Genomic DNA, 16291 nt, shown 5'->3' on the forward strand with positions numbered 1-16291 from the left:
GGGGCTTCGCCCCGTTTCGCGCAGTTCCCCGCGCCCCTTCAGGGGCGCGGGGAACTGCGCGAGCAACCACCAACCCACCCGCGCCCGCCAACGAACCGACCGCCCCCGAGCTCTTTCGCGCACGCGGAGGTAGGGCGTAGGGCGCCCTTAATTCCCCGGCCTCCTGCGGAGCAGATACGTGTCCATGATCCAACCCTTCCGCTCCCGCGCCTCCGCCCGCAGCCGTTCGATCTCGGGAGCCGTCTCCGTGATCGGACCCGACGCCAGGATCTCGTCCGGCGTGCCGATGTACGCCCCCCAGTAGATGTCGAGGTCGTCGTCCTGCGCATGGCGCAGGAACGCCTGGTGCGCGTCGAGCATCACCACCACGTCGTCCACCCCCTCCGGGAAGCCCTCCGCGAGGCGGCGGCCGGTGGTGATCTGGACCGGGCGGGCCACCCGGTTCAGGCCCGTGCGGTGCCGGGCGGCCAGTGCGGAGACGCTGCTGATGCCGGGGACGACGTCGTACGTGAACGTGACCTTCCCCCGCTCCAGCACCTCCTCCAGGATGCCCAGCGTGCTGTCGTACAGCGCGGGGTCGCCCCAGACCAGGAACGCCCCGCTCTCCTCCTCGCCGAGTTCCTCGGCGATCAGCCGCTCGTAGATGCCGGCGCGGGCGCTGCGCCAGTCGCCGACGGCGGGGGAGTAGGCGGCGCTGCCGGCCGTCCGGTCGCGCTCGGGGTCGCGGGCCTCGGCCACCCGGTACGTGCCCTCGGGCAGGTGCGCGTCGAGGATGTCGCGGCGCAGCCGTACGAGGTCCGACTTCACCTCGCCCTTGTCCAGGAGGAAGAACACGTCGGTGCTCCTCAGCGCCCTGACCGCTTGCAGGGTGAGCTGGTCGGGGTCGCCCGCGCCGATGCCGATGACATGAATCTCTCGCACGTCCCCGAGTCTGCCGCACGCCACTGACCACGCGTGCGGCGGCTCCGTCCAAAGGCTCCGTGCGGCGCTCCGGGCGAGGGCTCAGCCCCGTGCGTCACCGCGCAGCCGAGGGGCCCGGGCCGCCGCGTCCACCGGCTCGCCGCCGCGCTCCACATCCGCCGCCAACTCCCGCGCCCAGGCGATCAGTCCGGGCAGGGCGAGACCGTGCGGGTCGCCCGCGCGCCCGTCCCCCGACCGCCACTCCGCCACCGCCCCGGCGCCGCGCCGCAGCAGCCGGGCGCCGCCCGTCACGTTGCCGCGGGCCGCGTGCGTGAGGCCCACCGCGAGCTGTGCCAGCCCGCGCCACAGGCCGCGCTCCTCCTCGGAACCGGTCTTCCACGCGTCCTCGAAGACCTCGTGCGCGTGGAAGGGCCGGCCCGCGTCCAGCAGCTCCTGCGCCTGGGCCACCGACTCGGCCGGCTCCCGTACGACGCCCTCGGGCTGCCGGGGGACGCCCTCGGCGCCGTACGGCAGCGGCCGTCCCAGCCCGTCCCGTGGCCGCGCGTTCCGCGCCCGCCCCTCGGCGTCCCGGTCCCGACCGTCGTCCGTGCGTACTCCGGATGTCCCGCTCATGCCCCGATTGTCCCGCACGCCCACCTCCTGCGGGACGGCGCCCGGTGTGGGGTAGAGTGCTCTACGCGCGAACGCGCGGTTCCACCGCACGGCGCGCATCGGGACGTGGCGCAGCTTGGTAGCGCACTTGACTGGGGGTCAAGGGGTCGCAGGTTCAAATCCTGTCGTCCCGACTCGTGAGAGTCGTCGGAAGCGATGACGTGCCGAGGGGCGGTTCCGGAGTGATCCGGGACCGCCCCTCCGTCATGCGCGGGCCGCGTGCGCGGCCAGGGCCCGGGTGCCCGGGGCGCACGCCTCGCGCAGGGCGGTGCGCCGGTCGGGCGGGAGCGCGGCGGCGGTGCCGCGGCGGTCGGTGGTCAGCAGCCGGGTGGCCTCGGCCAGCCAGGCCGGGTCCGCCTCGATGCCCCAGAGACCGGCGAGCCGGGTCAGCTCGCCTGCGGGGGCGTCGAGGAGGTCCTCGTAGGCGAGCGCGGTGTGCGTGCCGGTGGGGAGGGCGTCGAGCTGCGCCAGACCCTCGGTGATCGCCTCCGACCACAGGGTGCCGAACCGTTCCACCGGGACCCGCCCGGACAGTGCCTCCGTGAGCGGGCGGCTCTCGTCGGAGAGCAGCCGGCCCACCTGGGCGGCGGCCTTCTCGGGGCCCAGTTCCCCGGCCAGGTCGGCCATCAGCCGGACGAACCGGAACCCCGGATGCCGGCTCATCGAGACCGCGCAGTCCGGACCGTCCCGGTACAGATGCAGGAAGTGCGCCTCGGGGAAGTGCCGGTGCAGCAGGGACACCCGGTTCAGCGAGTAGCCGGAGCGCTCCACGACCAGCCGTCCGCCGCACCGGGCGGCGAGCGCGGCGAACAGGGCGCGGTAGTGCCCGGCGACCGGCCCCCGCGGCCGCCCGGTGAGGGCCGGCCGCAGGGCGTCGAACAGCGCGTCCGGGTCGGGGGAGAGGTGCGGAAGTGTGGTGAGGGAGAGGGCCGGGATGCCGTCGGACGCGGTGAAGCGGCCCGGCATGTGCGGGTACAGGTGTTCGGGCAGCGGGGTGCCGTCGCGGATCAGCCGGTTCCCGAAGTGCGGCGGCTCGGCGAGCATCCGCCAGAACTCGGCGCCGTCCAGCGGCTCTTCGGGCAGTCCGCCGGGGTACAGGGCGGCGAACAGTTCGCTGAGGCTCAGCACCGACGGGTGGCGGCGCAGGATCTCCGACAGGGCCGTCGAGCCGCAGCGTCCGGTGCCCACGACGAAGACGAGCGGGGGAGAGGTCATGGACTGCTCCTCGGGTCTCTCGGGCGGTTCGCGGACCGTTCCGGCCGCCGTTCAGTAGCCGTAGCGGGCGGTGACCCGGCGCGGGTAGTAGCGCTCGTCGCCGCGGCGTTCGTAGTCGGGGCGGCGCGGGGTGTCGCCGGTGGGCCGGTCGCCGACGACGGTGACGCGCCGGCCCATGCGGTACGCGTCGTAGTCGTTGATCGCGAGGTGCTGGGTGGCGCGGTTGTCCCACAGGGCGACGGTGTTCGGGTCCCAGCGGTGGCGGCAGGTGAAGCGGGGCTGCTCGGAGTGGTCGAACAGGTGCTGGAGCACGAGGTCGCTCTCGGGCCTGCTCAGCTGCGGGATGTGCGAGGTCCACATCCGGGTGACGTAGAGCGAGCGGCGGCCGGTGACCGGGTGCACGCGGACCACCGGGTGCTCCGCCTTGAGCTCGCCGACCTCCGGCGCCTTGAGGACGTGGATCGCGGTGAGGCCGTCCAGCATCTCCCGGAACGGCGCGGACAGCGTCTCGTAGGCCAGGTACTGGTTGCTCCACATGGTGTCGCCGCCGGCCGGCGGACAGGTCACCAGGTGCAGGATGGAGGCGACCGGGGGGTGGGGGCTGAAGGTGACGTCGATGTGCCACTCGTCGGCCTTGCCGCCCTTGTCGGACTCGATGAGCGTGACCTCGGGGTGGTCGGCGAGCTTGGGCAGGAACGGGTGCACCTCGACCTCGCCGAAGCGGCGGCCGAGGGCGACGTGGGCCTTCGGGGTCAGGTTCTCCTGGCCGGGGAAGAACAGCACGAGGTGACGGAGCATCAGCTCGTGGATCCGCTCGAACTGGGCGTCGGTGAGCGCGCCGAGGTCGATGCCGTGCACCTCGGCGCCGAGGGCGCCGGACATGGGACGGATGCGCAGGTCGGTGTCGGTGCCGGTGCCGGTGCCGGTGCCGGTGCCGGGGGTGGTGGTGGACATGGTGACGACTCCTTCGGTTCCTTCGGTTCTCTCGGTCGGGGTGACGTGCGTGGTGTCGGGCGGGGTCAGTGCGGGGCGGGGACCCGGTGGGCGCGCGGGTCCGGGAGGAGGCCGAGCTGCTGGAGGCGGTCGAGGGGGGTGAGCGGGAGCGGGCCGAGACCGGCCATGTTGTGGGTCACCGTGTGCAGCAGTCGCGGATTGGCGCCGGTGTGGCGCACCGCCCGCCGGCCGACGGCCCGCCCCGGCCAGGACAGACCCGTCACCATGCGGGTCGCGTTGGCGCTGGTGCGGGCGGCCGACGCGAGGACCGGGGCGCGTTCGCGGCGGTAGGCGTCCAGGGCCGCGTCGACGGCGGTCGCCTCCAGGGCCGGCCTGCCGCCCGTCCGGCTGTGCGCCGACAACTGTGCCGAGAGCGCCTCGGTGAGCGCCCAGGCGCTGGTGATCGCCGTGTTCATGCCCTGGGCGGCCATCGGGTGGACGGCATACCCGGCCTCGCCCACCAGTGCGAGGCCGGGGGCGGCGAAGCGGTCGGTGAGGTAGCGGCCGACGGAGAAGACCTGCCGGGTTCCGGCGGCCGCCGCGAGGGCCGGGACGTACCCCGCCAGTGCGGGCACCTCGCCGACGGCCCGGACGAGCCAGTCGGCGAAGTCGCGCGCGCCGAGCCCGCGCAGTTCGTCGGGCGCGCACTGCAGATACAGGCGGACGCGGTCCCCGGGCAGCGGGTACAGCAGGCGCAGCCCCCGGTCGGAGAGGTAGGCGGAGAAGTCCCCGGGGCCCTGGCGGGCGGCATCGGCGAGTTCGACGGAGACCAGGCGGTGCGGGTACTCCGTACGGCGGCCGAGGATGCCGGCGGCGCGCCGCAGCCGGGAGGAGATGCCGTCGGCGGCGACCACGAGGGGTGCGCGCACCGGGCGGTCGCCGTCCGGGCCGGCCAGGACGAGGCCCGTCACCCGGCCGTCGGGGGTGCGCAGGGCCTCGCGGACGACGGTGCCGCGGCGGACCTCGACGTCTCCGGTGAGGCCCTCGGTGAGGGCGGTGAGGATCTCCCGGTGGTCGTGGACCAGCAACTCGCGGTCTCCGGGAGGAAGTTGCCCGTAATCGAGGGCCATGAGGGGCGTGCCGTGGGCATCGCGGACCACAAGACGGTTCATGGACACCGCGCCCCGCTCGCGCAGCGCCTCCGCCACACCCCAGCGCCGCAGCACGCGCAGCGCACCGGGTTGCAGGACCTCCCCCTTGGCGACGTCACGGGGCGCGGCCTGCCTGTCGAGCAACAGCACACGCAGCCCGAGCCCACCGAGCCCGCGCGCGGCGGCGAGCCCCGCGACACCGGCACCACAGACGAGGACGTCGTAGTCGTGGGAGGGGTGCGGCCGGGGGCCGCCTGTCGCACGGGAGGCGGGGCGGGCGGCGTCGGTCACGGTGCCGGCCCCGTCGGCCGCCGAACCGGCATCCTCGGCCGTGCCGCCGGCCGGCCGCCGCGAGGCCGCCAGTGCCTTCACGGCCAGCGAGGTGGCCAGGACCGGGTCGGCGTAGCGGTAGCAGTGGCGTATGTACTCGTTGACGGGTGCGCCCGGCCAGGTGCCGTCGGGGTTCTGGTGGTGCAGGAGGTGGGCGGTGGCCCGGGTGAGCGGGGCGGAGTCCGGTGGCTCGCCGGCGGTGAGCAGGGCGTGGAGTGCCCAGGCGGTCTCCTCGACGGTGCCGCCGGGGGCCTCGGCCGTGCCGCCCGGGTCCTCGCCGGCCGTGCCCCAGGAGCCGTCCGGCAGTTGGGTGCGCAGGAGGAAGTCGCGGGCCCTGCGCGCCGGTTCGGTCGCCGCGAGGCCCGCGGCGGACCAGGCGGTGAGGGCCGCGGCCGTGCCGGGGACCATGCCGCGGTACCACATCGCCTCCAGCGCGCCGTCGGGCCGCTGCGCCCGGCGGAGGCTGTCCAGGCCCTTGCGCACCCGGGGGTCGTCCCGGCCCGCGCCGCAGTCCAGGAGGGCCAGGACGGACTTGGCCGTCATCTGCGGGCAGGGGCCGAAGCCGCCGGGCCGGCTGTCGCGCACCGCCAGGCTCCAGGAGCCGGAGCGGTCCTGCATGGCCGTCAGCCATTCCAGGCCGCGCCGCACGTGCGGATCGTCGTCGCCGCCGGGCATCCGGTGCAGCAGCGAGCTGATCTCGGCGGTCTCCAGCGCCATCGGCCACGAGCGGTCGGTGGAGAAGCCCCAGTGTCCCGGCGGACAGGCCAACGCCTCGAAGGGCACGTCCTGCTGACGGTCGCGGAGCATCGTACGCAGGGGGACGAGCCGGGGGTCGTCGGCGTAACCGGCCTCCAGGAGCGCGGCGGCGGCGAAACTGGACCAGGTGAGGTCCAGGGGCATCAGGTCCCAGCCGCCGTCGGGCCGGGCGGCGCCGGTCAGCCAGTGCGCGGCGGCCCGCACGAGGTCCGGGGCCAGTTCGGAACGTCCGACGCCGAGCGCGATCAGCGCGGTCAGCCAGGGGTCCGCGCTGAACGAACCGGTGCCGCGCTCCCGGGCGAAGGCCTCGCGGACGAGGGCGAGGGCGCGGGGCCGCAGGGCGCGGTCCAGCCGGCCGCCGAGCCCGCGGCGGGGGCGCCGCACGGACTGGCCGAGCGCGGAGGCCGCGAAGATCGGCAGCCGCAGGCTCAGTGCCCGGCGGGCGAGCCCCGGCAGCAGGAGCAGCTCCAGGGGCAGCCGGGGTGTGGAGGTCCGGGCGCCGGGGTCGGAGAGGGCGGCGAACTGCCGGGCCAGCGCGCGCATCGCGGGCTCGGGGAGGCTGTCGACGCCGCCGCGCCGGCGTACGAGGTCGTGCGCGGCGGCGACGGCTCGCCCGGTGCTGTCGGGTGCCGTCAGCGTGAGTGCGGCGGCGACGACGGCGGTGGTGAACGTCTCCGTCGGGACGCCGGCCATGGCCCAGCCGCCGTCGGGGCGTTGGGTGGCGCACAGGCGTGCCACGGCGTGGTCGCGCACGGTGTCGGCGTCCGCGGTCGGGGCGGCGCCGTGGGCGCGTGCGGTGTGCAGGGCGATGAGGGCGGCGGCGGTGTTGGCGGGGGAGAAGCGGTCGCCGGCGGGGGCGACGACGCCGTCGGCGCGGCGGGCGTCGAGCAGGGCGTCGGCGCCGGCGCGGATCGCGCGCGCCAACGGTTCGTCGGGCGGGGGGTGGGGCTGGTCGTGCGCGGGAGGGCTCGGGGGGTGCGGTGGGTCGGCGGGTGCGGGTGCGGTGTGGTTGGTCGCGCGGTTCCCCGCGCCCCTGGGTTGGCTGGTGGCGTCGGACATCGGAGGATCAGCCCTTCGTTCGTGGGGGCGCGGCGGGGGACGTGTGGGACGGGCGAGCCGCAGCGGGCCGGGCCGCGCCGGCCCCGGGCGTGTCCGCGCCCGGCCCGTCGGGCCCGGCCGGGCCGGGAGCGGGGGAGGCCCCGGTCCGGCCGGTGTCTCCCGGCCGAACCCCGCGGCTCCCGGCCGGAGTCGGCGCGCCCGCGGCACCGCTCGAGCCCCCGTCCCGCCCGTCGCCGTCCGGGAACTCGTGTCCGGCGCGCATCCGGGTCTGGGTCAGCAGGCTGGCCGCGAGGAGGGGCAGGAGCAGGGCCAGTGCGGGCGTCGGGCCCCAGCCGGACGCGAGGATCGCGGCGGCCAGTGTCAGGCGTTCGCCGACCAGGACCTCGTGGGAGCGCAGGGAACGGCGTGCGGAGGGAGCGTGGTGGCGCAGCAGGGGGACGAACGCCGCCGCCCCGGCCGCCGCCGCGCACGCGGCGAGGACGGCACCGGCGGCGGTGTGGGCGGCGGTGCCCAGGTGCAGGGCGGTGACCGTCAGCGCGGCGGCGTACAGCAGCGCGGACGTCCGCACCGCCACCACCGGACCGTGCGCCACCGGCAGCGTCCGGTAGCCGCCCGCCCGGTCGGCCTCCGTGTCCCGCAGCGTGCCGACGATGTTGGACGCGGTGTCGTGGAGCAGGAAGGCCAGGGCCACGGGGAGGACATGCCAGGACGGCGGTTCCCCGAGCGGGACGCTCACCGCCGCGCCGTAGCCGACGGCCATCGCGGTCAGCAGGCCCCGTACCGCGTTGCCCAGCAGCCCGCGCCCCTTCAGCAGCCGGCTGTAGGCGACGACCCCCGCGAGCGCGAGCAGCACCGCGACGACGGCCGTCCAGTCGACGGCGGCGGTGACGGCCGCGGCGGCCAGGACGCACCCCAGCCCGCAGGCGCGCGCCGTCGCCGCGGACAGCCGGCCGGAGGGCAGGGGCCGCTGCGGCTTGCCGATCGCGTCGAGGTCGCGGTCGAAGTAGTCGCCGAGATAGTGGCCGCCCAGCCAGGCGAGCGTGGGGCAGAGCCACGCGGCCAGGACCCCGGCGGCCGTGGGGTCGCCGGTGCCGGACGCCGCACCGGCCAGGCCCACCAGGCCGGGGTAGGAGAGGGTGTACGGGCGCCATGTCTCCAGGTGCGCGCGCACCGCCGTGAGCCTCGGGGACTTGGGCGGTGCGCCGGCGAATCCCACGGCTCACCTCTCCCGGGACACGGAGAGGTCGGCCACCGCCGCGAGGGTGTCGCGGGCCCGGCTCGCGGGCAGGCCGAGCAGCGCCTCCTTGGCCCGCTCTCCCTCGGCCAGCGCCTGCGCGCGGGCCCGGTCCAGCGCACCGGTGCTCGCCAGCAGGGACCGCACGGTGACCAGGGCCTCGTCGGCGGGCAGGGACCCGTCGAGCGCGGTGGCCAGCAGCCGGCGGCCCCGGGCGTCGGCCTCCTCCCAGCACAGCAGCAGGGGAAAGGTGGGGCGGCCGTTGGCGAGGTCGCTGAGGACGGACTTGCCGCTCGTCGCCGTGTCGCTGGTGTGCGGCAGCAGGTCGTCGGCCATCTGGAAGGCCCGGCCCAGGTGCTCGGCGAAGGCGGCGAGCGCCGACTGTGTGGCGGCCGGCGCGCCCGCGAGCTGCGCGCCGCCGAGGCAGGCGGCCCGGAACAGCGCGCCGGTCTTGAGGGCGATCATCGTCAGGTAGTGCCGCAGCCCGCTGCCGGGGTCCGCGCGCACCTCGTCCTCCATCACCTGCCCGCGGCACAGGTCGATGCCCGCGTCGGCGAGCGTGCGCACCACGGCCAGCTGCCGGTCGCCGGGAATTCCCGCCCCCGCGCGCTCGGCGACCGCGCGGAACGCGCCGATGAACAGGGCGTCACCGGTGACGACCGCGTGGGGCAGCCCGTGGCGGGCGACGACCGAGGGGCGCCCGCGCCGTAACTCGTCCCCGTCGATGATGTCGTCGTGGACGAGCGAGCCGACATGCAGGAACTCCATGCCGAGCGCGACGCCGAGGGTGTCCTCGCGGCGCATCCCGGCCGCGGCGGCGGACTCCGTGAACAGCAGCGGCCGCAGCAGCTTGCCCGGCGGCAGCAGGGCCGAGCGGCCCATCGCGTCCACCCCGCCGAGCCCGTCGGGACATCGGCGCTCCAGCTCGGCGCGGAGCAGCCGCACGGTGGGCTCGATCAGCGCGGTCGCGTCCCGGGGCGGCAGGGTGAGGGAGGGTGTCGCCCCGCCCGCGTTCACTCCGGGCTCCCGGTGCCCGTGCGGAACTCCGCGGCCAGGGCGGCGAACGCGTCGTTGGCCGCCGGTTCGGCGAGGGTGACGCGGACGCCCTCGCCGGGTTTGCCGCAGATCATGACGCCGTGGTCGGCGCAGAACCGGGTCAGCTCCTCGACGCCCTCGGTCAGGGGCAGCCAGACGAAGTTGGCCTGGCTGTCGGCCGAGGTCCAGCCCTGACCGGTCAGCACCGTGTGCAGGCGGTCGCGTTCGGCGGCGGTCGCCCGGCAGCGGCGCCGGATCTCGTCGTGCGCGCCGAGCGCGGCGACGGCCGCGGCCTGCGCGGGCGCGCTGACACGCAGGAACAGCTGCTGGCCGCGCATCGGATCCAGGACGCGGGGATGGGCCACGAGATAGCCCACACGGAGACTGAGCAGCCCGTACGACTTGGAGAACGTCCGTACGACGCACACGCGTTCATCGGTCCGGTACAGCTCGACGCCGTCGTCCGTGCTGCCGGGATCGGCGAAGTCGAGATACGCCTCGTCCAGGACCACGACGACATGCGCGGGCAGCAGATCGAGGAACGCCTTCAGCGCGCCCGGGGGGACGACCGTGCCGGTGGGGTTGTTCGGATTGCAGACGACGACCATACGGGTCTCGTCGGTCACGGCGGCGGCGAGCGCGTCGAGAGCGTGCCGCTCGTCGACGAGGGGGACGCGGACCACGGAGGAGCCCGCGTTTTCGGCCATCATCGGATACGCCTCCCACGACGGCCAGGCGTGCACGGTGTGGGTGCCGGGCCCCGTGAAGGTGCTGAACAGCAGTTGCAGCAGGGCCCCGGATCCGGGGCCCACCATGACGTCCCCGGCCGGTACGCCGAGGTGCTCGCCCAGCACCCGGGAAAGGCCCGTACCCAGGGCGTCCAGCGTGCGGTGGGCCTGTGCGGCGGTCTCCCGTACGGCGTCGAGAACGGCGGGGAGCGGCGGGTGGTGCGTTTCGTTGAGCGCCAATTGATGAATGATCGCGCCCGGTTCGGTGACCGGTTGTATTCGATTCCAGCCATTCTTTTCCGACATGGAGCCTCCAGCGCGGAGATATGTCAACGGCTTTCGGGCTGATCCTTTGGGCGACCCAATTTCTCAGTGTTTCCGGCTCGGTCCTCGGACATGCTCAAATCCCGCTCAAGATAAGGCGCCGGGAATGTGTGGGCCGGTAATTGCGTGCGCTTTCAGGAATATCTGTGTATGGCGGGAGAGATAGTGACGCCGAATAACGGGTCCCTTTGCCGCGGGCCCGGTGGCTCCGGCCGGGGTACTAGGCTGCTGACTTCGGAACCTTCGAGACGTGCGAAACCTACGAGACGTTCGAGACGAGAGTGCCTGGGGTGGCGTCAGTGCCTGGAGAGTCGACCATGACATCGGTGACGTCCGAGACCGCCGAGGTCGGAGCGGCCGAGGACGCCCTCCTCGGCGGGGGCGTCTGGGTGGAGCCCTCCGCGGAGGCGGCCGACGGGACCAGGACGGCCGATGCCACGGAAGCGGCCGGTGACGCCGAGCCGGCCGACGACGCGGAGGCCGCCGACCCCGTCGACGTGCCCGAAACCGTGCTGCGGGACGCCCGCGACTTCGGGGAGTACGCCCGTACCGGCGGCTGGGCCTTCGCGCTGAAGGTCGCCCGCAGTGTCCGGCCCGGCGGGCAGCCGGCCGGACAGACCCCGAAGGTGTCCGCGAGGCGGTTCGCCGAGCTGGCCGGCTGCTCGCCGGAGCGGGTCATGCGCCACTACAAGGCGTGGGACATGGCCGCCGACGACGGACTCGTCCCCCAGTTCGAGGCGCTCGCCCCCGGCCAGGAGATCGACCTGCCCGACGCCGACGCCTGGGCCGCCTACTACAGCTCCCGCAACAGCGCCGGCTCCGTGCGCGGCACCGCGATCACCGCCGCCGCCGAGGCGGAGGGCATCCGGCCCACCAAGGCCCTGGAGGTCGCCGAGAACCCCACCGCGCTGCGGGCCGCGATCCTCGCCGACCCGGCCACCGCGCACACCGCCCGCGCCGCCCTCCTCGACCGGTTGCGCGAGGACCCAGCGCTCCAGACCGAACTGGCCCGCGACATCGCCCGCACCGACGAGCTGAAGAAGGCCGTCGCCACCGAGAACCAGGTCGCGGGGCGGATCGGCTACGTCCGCCGGATCGCCGAGGAGGGCCAGGTCAAGACGCCCGCCGGGCAGACCATCGAGGCCCCGGCCCCGCTGCGCGTGGAGGCCGAGCGGCATCTGTCCCTGCTCGACGAGCTGGACGACGACGAGGACGCCGGGCAGTGGGCCTTTGAGGCCTACGACACCGTCCGCGAACTCGTCGTCCAGACCGTCGAGGCCGACCCCGAGCTGCACCTCACCGAGCGCCGCACCAAGTTCTACAGCAGCCTGCAGAAGGCGACGAAGGTCTTCGAGGAGCTCACCTTCGACGACGCGGAGGAACTGAGCACGCTCTACGAGGACGACATGCTGACCCGCCTGGAGGAGCTCCAGCAGGCCATCGGCAGCTGCATCACCGCCCTGCGCGGCGCGGCGGCGGCCGCCCCCGGGGCGACTCCGCGGACCGCCGCCGGGGCCACTCCCCAGGGCGCCCCCGGGCTCCCTGCCCAGGCGGCTCCCGAGGAGGCCGCCGCTCCCGAGGAGGCCGCCGCGCCCGAGGAGGCCGCCGCCGCACCCGCCGCCGTGTCTCCCGTCGCTACGACTCCCGGCGCACCTCCGCGAGCGTGACCGGTCGGTGCTCGGCCAGCGACAGCGTGCACGCCTCCGCGATCCAGCCGGCCTCCAGCGCGTCCGCCACCGTGCACGGTGAGGACCGCCGGCCGGCCACCACCTCGGTGAACGCGGCCAGTTCGCTCCGGTAGGCGGCGGTGAAGCGGTCCATGAAGAAGTCGTACGGCAGCCCCGACGGGAACGACACCCCCGGCTCCACCGAGCGCAGCGGCAACCGGTCCTCCAGGCCGACCGCGATGCTGTCGTTGAAGCCGTGCAGCTCCATGCGGACGTCGTAACCCCGGGCGTTGTGGCGGCTGTTGGACACCACGGCGATCGTGCCGTCGTCCAGGGTGAGGAGCGCGCCCGTGGTGTCCGCGTCGCCCGCCTCCTTGATGAACTCGGCGCCCCGGTTGCCGCCGGTGGCGTACACCTCGGTGACCTCGCGGCCGGTCACCCAGCGGATGATGTCGAAGTCGTGGACCGCGCAGTCGCGGAAGATGCCGCCGGAGGTGGCGATGTACGCGGCGGGCGGCGGCGCCGGGTCCAGCGTCGTGGACCGTACGGTGTGCAGCGGGCCCAGCTCACCGGCGCGCACGGCCTCCCGGGCGGCGGTGAAACCGGCGTCGAAGCGGCGGTTGTAGCCGATCTGGATCTCCACGCCGCTGTCCCGGACCGCCGCGAGGACCTCCGTGCCCTCTCGCATCGTGCGGGCCACCGGTTTCTCGCAGAAGACGGGCACCCCGGCCCGCACCGCGGCCAGGAGCAGTTCGGGGTGGGCGTCGGTCGCCGCGGCGATCACCACGCCGTCCACGCCCGACGCCAGGACGGCCTCCGGCGAGTCCGCGACCTCGGCGCCGAACCGTTCCGCGGCCCGCTTGGCGGCCTCCGTGAACGGGTCGGTGACCACGAGGGAGTCGACCACCGGGAGGGCGGAGAGGGTCTCGGCGTGGAACGCGCCGATCCGTCCGAGCCCCATGATGCCGATGCGCATGTGCTGCCTTTCGTTTCGTTCTCGGTCGTGCTCGGGGCCGGCCGTGTCCCGTTTCGGGCCCCGTCCGGACCGTACGTCAGTCCTGTCCGCCGACGACGTTCTGGTCCCAGTCCAGGACCGACCCGGTGACCACGCCGGAGCGGTCGGAGAGCAGCAGGACGACGAAGTCCGCGATCTCGTCCGGGTCGCCGAGTCTGCCCATGGGCAGACGCCGGCCCGCCTCCTCGCGCCAGTCGTCGCCCGCCCCGTGGAAGGCCCGCTGGGTGGCGTCCTCACCCTCCGTCGCCGTCCAGCCGATGTTGAGCGTGTTGATCCGGACGCGGTCCCAGCGGTGGGCGTGGGCCGCGTTGCGGGTCAGCCCGGCGAGCCCCGCCTTGGCGGCGGAGTACGCGGCCAGGTGCGGCGGGCCGCCGTGCGCGCAGTTGGAGCCGATGTTGACGATCGTGCCGGGCGCGCCGCGCCGCACCATGTCCGCCACGGCGGCCCGCATCGCGAAGAACGGCCCCCGCAGGTTCACCGCGATGTGTGCGTCGAACAGTTCGGGCGTGGTGTCGAGCAGTGTGCCCCGCGAGGTGAGTCCGGCCGCGTTGACCAGGCAGTCGATCCGGCCGTGCGCCGCGACCACCCGGGTCACGCTCGCGCCCGCCTCCTCCGCGTCGGCGAGGTCGGCGCGGACGTACGTCGCCTTCGCCCCGGCGGCGGTCAGTTCGGCGGCCAGGGCCTCGCCCGGCTCCGGTCGGCGGCCGGTGACCGTGACCACCGCGCCCTCCCGGGCGGCGGCCCGGGCCACGGCGGCGCCGACGCCCTGGCTGCCGCCGTTGACCAGTACGACCTTGTCGTCCAGCAGTCCCATCGCGTGCCCCTTCCCTTCCGGCCGGTCGCGGGTCCTCGTCAGCTCCTGCGGCGCCCGGCGGCGGCCGTCAGGGCCTCGCGCAGCGTCTCCGCCGGCCACTCCTCGCGCACCGCGCGCCGTACGAGATCCGCCTGCGAGGGCGGGGCCAGGCCGTCCACCGGCGGGTCGAGGTCCAGGTTGGTGGGGAAGGGGTAGCCCTCGGCACAGGCGGCGACGACCCGGTCCAGCCACTCCTCGTCCGCGCCCTGGGCCTTCCGCTCGAGCAGCACCGGGTAGACGGCGTTCACCACGGCCTCGCGGTCCACGCTCTCCATCGCCCGGCCGAACGCCGACGAGATCTGCAGCAGGTTGGCCATCCGGCGGACGTCCGCCGAGCGGTTGGCGCCCGCCGCGTGGAACAGCGCCGGGTTGAAGAAGACCGCGTCCCCCTTGGCGAGCGGAAGCTGCACGTGGTGCGTGTCGAAGTAGGCGCGGAACTCCGGCAGCCGCCAGGCCAGATAGCCCGGTTCGTAGCCCTGCGAGTACGGCAGGTAGAGCGTCGGCCCCGACTCGACCGGCATGTCGCAGTGCGCCACCGCGCCCTGGAGCGTCAGCACCGGGGAGAGCCGGTGGACGTGCGCCGGATACGCGGCCGCCGCCTTGGCCGACAGGAAGCCCAGGTGGTAGTCGCGGTGCGGGGACTGAGCGGCACCGCCCGGGTTCACCTGGTTGAGCTGCGAGGTGATCTGGTAGCCGGGGCCCAGCCACGCCTCGCAGACCAGCGCCACGATCTCGTTGGCGTAGTAGTCCGCGAACACCTCCGGGTCCTGCCGCGCCAGCTTCTCCAGCGCGTTCCACACCCGGTCGTTGGCGCCCGGCGCGGCGAAGTGGTCGCCCGCCACCGTGCCGGCCGCGCGCTGTGCGGCTATCAGCGCCTCGAAGGCCGCGGTGGCCCGGTCCACGACGCCGGGGTCGGGGAAGGCGCCGCGGAAGACGGCCACCCCGGGACCGTCGGTCAGCGCGCGCACCACCTCCTCCGCCACCGCCCGCCGCTCGGCCGCCCCGGCCGCGCGCAGCCGGTCGCCGTCGTAGAAGAGGACGTCGTGCGCCACCTCGGCGGCGTGCGGATGGTCGGCCGGATCGGTGGTGCGCTCCACCAGGGCACGGAAGGCGTCGAGGTCGCAGTCCTGCTCGGACAGCCATGAGCTGCGCACGGGGGTGGCGTGGGACATCGGCGTCCTTTCCTGACCGAGGGGCGACGGAACGCCCGATCACTGCCATTCTGAGGAGCGCGGACCCCTCGGACAACCAGCAGAGAACCCTCAAAAACCCCTCAGCCGACCCCGAGAGAACCCCCAGGAGACCCCCGACATGGCCCACCCGTACCCGTTGCGCGAGATAGCCCGCCAGGCCGGGCTCAGCGAGGCCACCGTCGACCGCGTCCTCAACGAACGCGGGGGAGTGCGCCCCGGCACCGCGCGCGAGGTGCACCGGGCCATCGCCGAACTCGACCGGCAGCAGACACAGGTCGGCCTCGTCGGCCGCACCTTCATGATCGACATCGTGATGCAGGCGCCGGAACGGTTCTCCTCCGCCGTGCGCGGCGCCCTGGAGGCCGAGCTGCCGCTGCTCCAGCCCGCCGTGCTGCGCTGCCGCTTCCACCTGCGCGAGACCGGCCCGGTGGACGGCCTCGTCGCCACCCTGGACCGGATCGCCCGGCGCGGCTCGCAGGGCGTGCTGCTCAAGGCGCCCGACGTGCCCGAGGTCACCGCCGCCGTCGGCCGGCTCACCGCGGCCGGCGTCCCGGTGGTCACCCTCGCCACCGACCTGCCCGCCGGCGGCCGCCTCGCCTACGTCGGCATCGACAACCGGGCGGCGGGCGCCACGGCCGCGTATCTCACCGCCCAGTGGCTCGGCGACCGTCCCGGCAGTGTGCTGATCAGCCTCAGCAGCGGCTTCATGCGCAATGAGGAGGAGCGCGAGATGGGCTTCCGCAGCACCCTGCGCAGCCTGCGGCCCCGCCGCGCGCTCGTGGAGATCGACGAGGGACAGGGGCTCGACGCCGCCCAGTACCACCTGGTCCTCGACGCGCTCGCCCGCGATCCCGCGATCCGCGCGGTCTACTCGATCGGCGGCGGCAACGTGGCCACGCTGAAGGCGTTCGAGGCGGTGGGCCGCGAGTGCGCGGTGTTCGTCGCGCACGACCTCGACCAGGACAACACCCGGCTGCTGGCCGCGCACCGGCTCTCCGCCGTCCTCCACCACGACCTGCGCCAGGACATGCGCCAGGCCTGCCGGATCCTGCTGCGCGCCCATGGGGCGCTGCCGCCGGCCGGGCCCGTGCGGCCGGCGGCGATCCATGTGGTGACGCCGTACAACATGCCGCCGGAGACGGCGGCCGCGGTGGCCGGCCAGGGCCGGGAATTGGGGCGCGGTGCCCCCGTACGGTAGGGTTGACCTGCGTGATCACGCGGGGTGA

General features: G+C 74.8%; 13 protein-coding genes and 1 tRNA gene. 3 read left to right on the top strand and 11 right to left on the bottom strand.

Features of this window, described 5'->3' with window-relative positions; genetic code table 11:
- Positions 1-147: 147 nt before the first annotated feature.
- Positions 148-921 (bottom strand): precorrin-6A synthase (deacetylating), encoded by a 774-nt coding sequence (cobF, locus tag OIE12_RS28370; protein WP_329140132.1) that lies wholly within the window; start codon positions 919-921, stop codon positions 148-150.
- Between the two features lie 81 nt (positions 922-1002).
- The gene (locus OIE12_RS28375; RefSeq protein ID WP_329140135.1) at positions 1003-1533 is read right to left on the bottom strand and encodes a DUF309 domain-containing protein; all 531 of its coding nucleotides are present in this window, start codon (positions 1531-1533) and stop codon (positions 1003-1005) included.
- Positions 1534-1632: 99 nt separating this feature from the next.
- Here OIE12_RS28375 and OIE12_RS28380 point away from each other — a divergent pair.
- Positions 1633-1706: transfer RNA gene (locus tag OIE12_RS28380), tRNA-Pro, on the top strand.
- Positions 1707-1776: 70 nt separating this feature from the next.
- Here OIE12_RS28380 and OIE12_RS28385 read toward each other — a convergent pair.
- From OIE12_RS28385 to OIE12_RS28410, 6 genes are all read right to left on the bottom strand, one after another.
- Positions 1777-2787, bottom strand: coding sequence for a sulfotransferase (locus tag OIE12_RS28385; protein WP_329140137.1), 1011 nt, complete (start codon positions 2785-2787; stop codon positions 1777-1779).
- Positions 2788-2838: 51 nt separating this feature from the next.
- Positions 2839-3741: a TauD/TfdA dioxygenase family protein gene (locus OIE12_RS28390; RefSeq protein ID WP_329140139.1), complete on the bottom strand. Its 903-nt coding sequence runs from the start codon at positions 3739-3741 to the stop codon at positions 2839-2841.
- A gap of 65 nt (positions 3742-3806) precedes the next feature.
- The gene (locus OIE12_RS28395) at positions 3807-7016 is read right to left on the bottom strand and encodes an FAD-dependent monooxygenase (RefSeq protein ID WP_329140141.1); all 3210 of its coding nucleotides are present in this window, start codon (positions 7014-7016) and stop codon (positions 3807-3809) included.
- A 7-nt stretch (positions 7017-7023) separates the two neighbouring features.
- Positions 7024-8232 carry a UbiA family prenyltransferase gene (locus OIE12_RS28400; protein ID WP_329140143.1) on the bottom strand — a complete coding sequence of 403 codons (1209 nt, stop codon included), beginning with the start codon at positions 8230-8232 and terminating at the stop codon, positions 7024-7026.
- 3 nt (positions 8233-8235) lie between these two features.
- The gene (locus tag OIE12_RS28405; RefSeq protein WP_329140145.1) at positions 8236-9267 is read right to left on the bottom strand and encodes a polyprenyl synthetase family protein; all 1032 of its coding nucleotides are present in this window, start codon (positions 9265-9267) and stop codon (positions 8236-8238) included.
- Positions 9264-10319 carry an aminotransferase class I/II-fold pyridoxal phosphate-dependent enzyme gene (locus tag OIE12_RS28410; protein WP_329140147.1) on the bottom strand — a complete coding sequence of 352 codons (1056 nt, stop codon included), beginning with the start codon at positions 10317-10319 and terminating at the stop codon, positions 9264-9266. Before OIE12_RS28410 ends, OIE12_RS28405 begins: the two co-directional genes overlap by 4 nt.
- Positions 10320-10654: 335 nt before the next feature.
- On the opposite strand from OIE12_RS28410, the gene OIE12_RS28415 reads away from it, so the two are divergent.
- Positions 10655-12004, top strand: coding sequence for a hypothetical protein (locus OIE12_RS28415; RefSeq protein ID WP_329140149.1), 1350 nt, complete (start codon positions 10655-10657; stop codon positions 12002-12004).
- Here OIE12_RS28415 and OIE12_RS28420 read toward each other — a convergent pair.
- From OIE12_RS28420 to OIE12_RS28430, 3 genes are all read right to left on the bottom strand, one after another.
- Positions 11973-12980 (bottom strand): Gfo/Idh/MocA family protein, encoded by a 1008-nt coding sequence (locus OIE12_RS28420; RefSeq protein WP_329140150.1) that lies wholly within the window; start codon positions 12978-12980, stop codon positions 11973-11975. The two genes, OIE12_RS28415 and OIE12_RS28420, sit on opposite strands and share 32 nt — an antisense overlap.
- A 76-nt stretch (positions 12981-13056) precedes the next feature.
- A complete protein-coding gene (locus OIE12_RS28425; RefSeq protein WP_329140152.1) occupies positions 13057-13833 on the bottom strand; it encodes an SDR family oxidoreductase in 777 nt (258 codons plus the stop codon).
- 38 nt (positions 13834-13871) lie between these two features.
- Positions 13872-15044, bottom strand: a complete 1173-nt coding sequence (locus OIE12_RS28430) for a phytanoyl-CoA dioxygenase family protein (protein ID WP_329140154.1) — start codon at positions 15042-15044, stop codon at positions 13872-13874.
- A 139-nt stretch (positions 15045-15183) separates the two neighbouring features.
- Between OIE12_RS28430 and OIE12_RS28435 the strand changes: the two genes are divergently transcribed.
- A complete protein-coding gene (locus tag OIE12_RS28435) occupies positions 15184-16263 on the top strand; it encodes a LacI family DNA-binding transcriptional regulator (RefSeq protein ID WP_329140156.1) in 1080 nt (359 codons plus the stop codon).
- Positions 16264-16291 lie beyond the last annotated feature (28 nt).

Source organism: Streptomyces sp. NBC_00670, from assembly GCF_036226765.1.
Classification (GTDB): domain Bacteria; phylum Actinomycetota; class Actinomycetes; order Streptomycetales; family Streptomycetaceae; genus Streptomyces.